The 5,218-nt window shown below is 61.2% G+C and carries 5 protein-coding genes; 1 reads left to right on the top strand and 4 read right to left on the bottom strand.

What is annotated here, in order from left to right; all coding sequences use genetic code 11:
- Positions 1 to 110: 110 nt before the first annotated feature.
- Entirely contained in the window at positions 111 to 1,238 is a 1,128-nt protein-coding gene (locus RUW20_RS11675) for a glycosyltransferase (protein WP_313952393.1), read from the top strand.
- 57 nt (positions 1,239 to 1,295) lie between these two features.
- Here the strand turns inward: RUW20_RS11675 and RUW20_RS11670 are convergent, their stop codons facing one another.
- The 4 genes from RUW20_RS11670 to RUW20_RS11655 are packed head-to-tail and all read right to left on the bottom strand — an operon-like array spanning position 1,296 to position 4,851.
- The gene (locus RUW20_RS11670) at positions 1,296 to 1,931 is read right to left on the bottom strand and encodes a CatB-related O-acetyltransferase (protein WP_313952392.1); all 636 of its coding nucleotides are present in this window, start codon (positions 1,929 to 1,931) and stop codon (positions 1,296 to 1,298) included.
- Between the two features lie 6 nt (positions 1,932 to 1,937).
- On the bottom strand, positions 1,938 to 2,822 hold the full coding sequence (locus RUW20_RS11665; RefSeq protein ID WP_313952391.1) for a glycosyltransferase: 885 nt from the start codon (positions 2,820 to 2,822) through the stop codon (positions 1,938 to 1,940).
- Positions 2,819 to 3,970, bottom strand: a complete 1,152-nt coding sequence (locus tag RUW20_RS11660; RefSeq protein WP_313952390.1) for a glycosyltransferase — start codon at positions 3,968 to 3,970, stop codon at positions 2,819 to 2,821. The genes RUW20_RS11665 and RUW20_RS11660 overlap by 4 nt, the downstream gene beginning before the upstream one ends.
- On the bottom strand, positions 3,970 to 4,851 hold the full coding sequence (locus RUW20_RS11655; RefSeq protein ID WP_409559351.1) for a DUF6625 family protein: 882 nt from the start codon (positions 4,849 to 4,851) through the stop codon (positions 3,970 to 3,972). Before RUW20_RS11655 ends, RUW20_RS11660 begins: the two co-directional genes overlap by 1 nt.
- Positions 4,852 to 5,218: the final 367 nt, after the last annotated feature.

Here is a 5,218-nt window from a genome sequence, read left to right as displayed (position 1 = left end):
ATCCGAAGATCCGAGCACCCCGGTCGCCCGCCCTGGGGCGCCCAGCGCGCCCCGTGACTGCGGGATGCGGCAAGGCGAGCAGGCGCTGATCGGCCCGGCGGATAGAAATCATGGCCACTGAACCGCACCGCGTGCTGCAGTTGTGTCATAGCTATGGTGCGCCCTTCACCGATGTCGCCCAGCAGTGGTCCAAGCTGTTCGCCGACAGCGGCTGGACAATGACTACGGTCTACCTCACCGGGGAGCCCGACGACGACGTCGTGCGCGACTCGGGAGGTGACGAGGTGCTCTTTCTCGGCTTCAACTCGCGGCAGGTCCGGGGACTGAAGCTGGCTGCGCTGTGGAAATTGCGCAAGCTGCAGCAGGCACGCGGCTTCTCGCTGGCCATCGCCCACCGCTTCAAGCCCATTTACGCCTGCTGTCTGGCGCTGGAGATCCCGGTGATCGGCGTGCACCACGCTTTCGGCGACTACCAGCGCCTGGCGCGGCGCCTCCTCGCCGGTGCCTTCTCCACACGGCTGGCCTTGCTCGGGGTCTCCGATGCGGTGCGCGACGACATCCGTGCCAGCCTGCCGCGATGGCCGGCAGACCGCATCCGGACCCAGTACAACCATGTCGAGTTGGCGACCCTGCAGGCCAGGCAGGTAAGCAGGGAGGCCGCGCGAAGCGCACTCGGCCTGCCGCCTGAAGCCTACATCTTCGGCAACGTCGGCCGCCTGCACCCGGACAAGGACCAGGCGACGCTGATCCGCGCCTTCGCCGGTCTGCAGCCGGCCAACGCGCTGCTGGCAATCGCCGGGCGCGGTCGCCTGGATGAGTCGCTGCAAGCCCTGGCCGCCGCACAGGGCGTCGCCGACCGCGTCCGCTTTCTCGGCCAGGTGCCAAGCATGGACCGCTACTTTCGTGCCTTCGACAGTTTCCTGCTGAGTTCCGATCACGAGCCCTTCGGGATGGTCTTGCTGGAGGCGATGGCGGCGGAAATCCCGGTGATAGCAAGCGACTGCGGCGGCGCGCGAGAAGTGGTTGCGGCGGACGAGTGGCGCTTTCCGCTGGGCGATGCCGAGGCCATGTGCACGCGCATGGGCGCCGTCAGAGCGTTGGACGATAGCGCCCGGGCCGACCTCGTGGCCGCGCAGCTAGCGCATCTCGACGCCAATTTCTCGCTGGGCGCCGCTCGGCGCCAGTTCTGGGAGCAGCCCTTCGTGCGCGCGTGGACCGCAACCAACGGCATCGCCTGAATCCCGGCCACCACGCCACTCGCACGCCGCTTCGCTGAGCGCGGGGACGCGCTCCGCTCAGGCGCCAGATCGTTGCCGGGCGCGTTGCCGCGCATAGTCCAAAAAGACCTCGACCTGCTCACTACAGAGTAAGGGGCTGACCTTGCGCACCTCGTGCTCGGGCCACTCCCACCACGCGGCCTCCAGCAGTGCTTGCCGCGTCGCCTCGGGAAAGCGCCAGCGAATGTGCCGCGCCGGATTGCCGGCGACCACGGAATAGGGCGCAACGTCCTGGCTGACCACCGCACCGGCGGCGATCACTGCACCGTGCCCCACGGTGACCCCGGACAGGATGATGGCCTTGCTGCACAACCAGACGTCGCTGCCAATCAGCACGTCGCCCCGACTGACAGCATACCCCTGAATGCCGGCTGCCTCAGGGACCATCGCCGGAAACGGGTAGGTACTGACCCACTCGGTACGATGGTGACCACCCAGGAAGATTTCGACCTGCTCGGCAATTGACGTGTAGCTGCCCAGCGTCAGCGTCGCGCCTTCTTGCCAGTCGTGCACGATCGGGACACCGTAGGTTCCGCGACCCACCTGATACTGCGGATAGCGCCGCAGGAACCTCGCCGGGCCACGCTGCAACTTGGGCAAGCGGCGAATCTGCTTGCGGGCGCGTCGCTCCAGGAATCTTGCCCACCACCCCATCTCGCTTCAGCCTTTCTGCAAAGGTGACAAGTAGAGCCGCATCAGACCCCGCCAGGTTTTTTTCGACCAGCGTTTGAAGGGAATCTGTGCCAACAGTTCACGGGCCAAACCACGGTCACGATTGGCGCACTTGAGGAACATCGAGTTGAGAAAGCGGTAACGTACCCAATCGTACTGCGGATGCTCGCGGAACAAAGCATAGGTCTTGAGAATGCTCTCGATCATGAAGCGGTGGTTCTTGTACGAGTTGCTACCGTGCTTGCGATAACGCGCCAGTACTTCGCCCAAGCAATCGATGTAAAAGCCGGCATGGGTGATCTTCAACTCGATCAGCAGATCCTCCAGGCGGATTTCAGGGTCAAAACCGCCGACCTTGGCCAGCGCCTCCTTGCGGAACATCAAAGTTGGCGCGGGCGGATAGGGCTTGCGCTCCATGAACACATCTTCGAAATCCAGCCGACGGAAGGGCACGTCGCGACGCTGGCGTTTTTCCGGAAACAAGTCGCCCGCCGCGTCGATGAGCTCGATGTTGCCCGCACAGATGCCCACCTCCGGCTTGCCCTGAAGGTAAGCGACCTGTTTGGCCAGGCGCTCCGCAAGCATGATGTCGTCGGAACCGAAAGGCACGATCAGACTCCCTTTGGCTCGCTTGATCGCCGCGTTGAGGGTATGGGTCAAGCCCTGGTTGTTCTGCACCGCGAAGTCGAACCCGTGTTCAGCCTGCAAGCGGCGGATACGCTCGACACTGTCATCGGTGGAACCATCGTCGATAACCAGCAACTCCACATGCGGATAGCTCTGCGCCAGCACGCTGCGAATGCACTCCTCGATATAAGGCCCATGGTTGTACGAGGCGATGATCACGGTGACCACTTCCTGAGGCTGATTCATGGCGATGGCCTCGCCCGATTCAGCGACTCTTCGATAAGCCGCAGATACTGTTGGCGAAACGTTTCTATGTCGTGGTTCGCGCACAAATAGGCATAAGCCCGGTCACCCTTTGCCCGCAGCTGTTCATCGCTCAACTGCAGGTAGTCGCCCAGGGCTGCGGTCAATGCATCGACGTCCGCTGGCGGCACCGCAAGACCGCCGGCGCCCTGGATCAACGGCAGCATGGCAGGCACATTAGAGGCAATCACCGGCAAGTGCCCGCTCATGCCTTCGAGCAAGGCCAGGCCCAGACCTTCGGCCAGCGAGGGCATGGTCCAGATATCGAAGGCGCGAACATACTGCAAGGCGTCTTCTCGGAAGCCAAGCAGGTGAACCCGCCCGGTCAAGCCCAGGCGGTCGACTTCGGTCAGCAGTCGCGCCTCTTCACGCCCTTTGCCGATGATCGCCAGATGCACCTGCGGATAGACATCCTTCAGCCGGGCGAAGGCCTGCAGCAGATAGATATGTCCCTTGATCCGCACCAGACGGCCAAGCGCACCCAGCAAACGGGCGTGCAAGTCCAGCCCCAGCAAGCGGCGCGCCTCATCGCGGGGAAGCTGCAGAGCCTCTGCCTGCGGGATATCTATGGCATTGGTAATAGCCAGCGTATTCCGTCCCGTAAAGCCGCAATGACAGTCGAGCAGGTATTGCTTGACCGCCGGCGAGACGCCCACGAAGCGCCATGCACCATCGACCAGGCACCTGGTTTGAAACCGCCGATAGTAGCGATCGTACTCGCCAAAACCGTGCGAAATGCCGATACACAACGGCACTTTTAGCCAGCGGTTCAACTGCAGGAGCATATTGACCGGCTTGAAGCGGTTGCAGATCACCACATCGAACTTTTCCGCCCGGCAGAAGCGATACAGTCGCCACAAGGCCCCTAGACGCAGACCTTTGAGCTGCCTGTCGGAAAACTCGAAATAGACCGAGCGGTCCGCCCGACTGGCTGGCTCGCCTGGCTGCGGCTTGCCTCGCAGGAATGCCGCCAGCACCTCATAACGCTCGACCGGTAGCGCCTTGACGATCTGCTCTGCGAGGTCGGCAAAATCGTGGACCTTGACATTGTAATCCGGCTGCAGCTGTAACACCTTGATTCGGCTGGTCATCAATGCTCACACTCGAAGCCTTGCTCACTGATCGACCAGGACGAGCTCCCGGCAAACCTGCTGGAAGCGCTCAGTTTATCGGCCTCGAGCTTCTCCCATGCGTGCTTCTTCCAGACGATAAAGTGGAAATATGGGAACTCGCGATCGCCATTCAGATTGTTGGTAAGCTTGCCACCGGCCCACAACCAACGGTCTGGAAAATCACGACTGCCGTCGACCCAGGCGATGCGAGCGTAGGGCGTGCTGTAAGCCTCGATGAATTCGCTGCGCCGGTACCACGGGTTAAACACCGTACCAATCAGCCGCTGAAGAATGAGCGGCAGATTTTTGTTGCGCAAGAATATCCGCGTAAAAGCTCCTTCATCCAGCGCCTGATGTTTCTCATCGCAGAAACGCTCTTGCCAACTCGGGATGCGCTTGAAGGCCTCACGCATTCGCAGCGTGTTGCGAATCAGGCACAGGTGGCCGGATATACGCCGAGCGTGAGTAGAGTAAAGGTCGTGCTCTTGCAAACGCTCATTCGTGAAGTACGCACGCAAGTCACCGTAAACCAGATCGATATCGCCAAACCCCCAGAAATCGTACCCCTGTAGCACATCCTCATGGATCAGGCCCAACGCGGGACGAATGTCGCAGAGCTTGTAGGCTTTCGTCGGCATGAAGTGGATGTCCAACTTTGCCGACACCTTACGGCAATAGTCGTTGAAGCTCATCCGCACTACGCGCACATTGGCTGGACAATCACCGAGTGGCTCGCAGTCGGTATAGAAAAGCCAATCGACGCTCGGATTAAACCGGCAACTCTGGAGAAAAAACGGCATCCAGAACGGCCATTTGCCAAAATACGGCATCACTAGACAGATGCTTGGTGACGTACTCATAGACATCCGAGCCTCTTGCGAAACACGCACTGCAGGGCTGATTTCTTCATGGTTTGGGCAGAGCTGGAGGGCGCGGGCGGCCATTTCCGGCATGATGAAGTTCTCAAGACCGCCATCATAACGCCTAGAGGATCGATACTACCCAAGGCGCACTGATGACGCAACGCTGACAGTTACCGGTTAACGGCGCGGACAGACAGTAGAGGGGGCCGTGGAATCTGGGACAGTTGTATAAGCTTTATGTTCATCTGTCCACCAAGAGGTATGGTGGGCAGGATGCTCACGCTTGACCCCCGCGGTCAGCAAGGCGGGGGGGTAGAGCGCTGAGGTGCGTGATGCGGAGGTGCGTGATGCGGAGGTGCGTGAT

Origin of the sequence: Accumulibacter sp. (genome assembly GCF_032229525.1) — a bacterium.
Lineage (GTDB): Bacteria > Pseudomonadota > Gammaproteobacteria > Burkholderiales > Rhodocyclaceae > Accumulibacter.
The sequence above is the reverse complement of the archived record's forward strand: the minus strand, read 5'-3'. Positions and strand labels throughout refer to the sequence as shown.

Coding starts and splice junctions, on each gene's coding strand:
- RUW20_RS11670 (WP_313952392.1), bottom strand. CDS start 1,931: ATGGGGTGGTGGGCAAGATTCCTGGAGCGACGCGCCCGCAAGCAGATT.
- RUW20_RS11665 (WP_313952391.1), bottom strand. CDS start 2,822: ATGAATCAGCCTCAGGAAGTGGTCACCGTGATCATCGCCTCGTACAAC.
- RUW20_RS11660 (WP_313952390.1), bottom strand. CDS start 3,970: ATGACCAGCCGAATCAAGGTGTTACAGCTGCAGCCGGATTACAATGTC.
- RUW20_RS11675 (WP_313952393.1), top strand. CDS start 111: ATGGCCACTGAACCGCACCGCGTGCTGCAGTTGTGTCATAGCTATGGT.
- RUW20_RS11655 (WP_409559351.1), bottom strand. CDS start 4,851: ATGAGTACGTCACCAAGCATCTGTCTAGTGATGCCGTATTTTGGCAAA.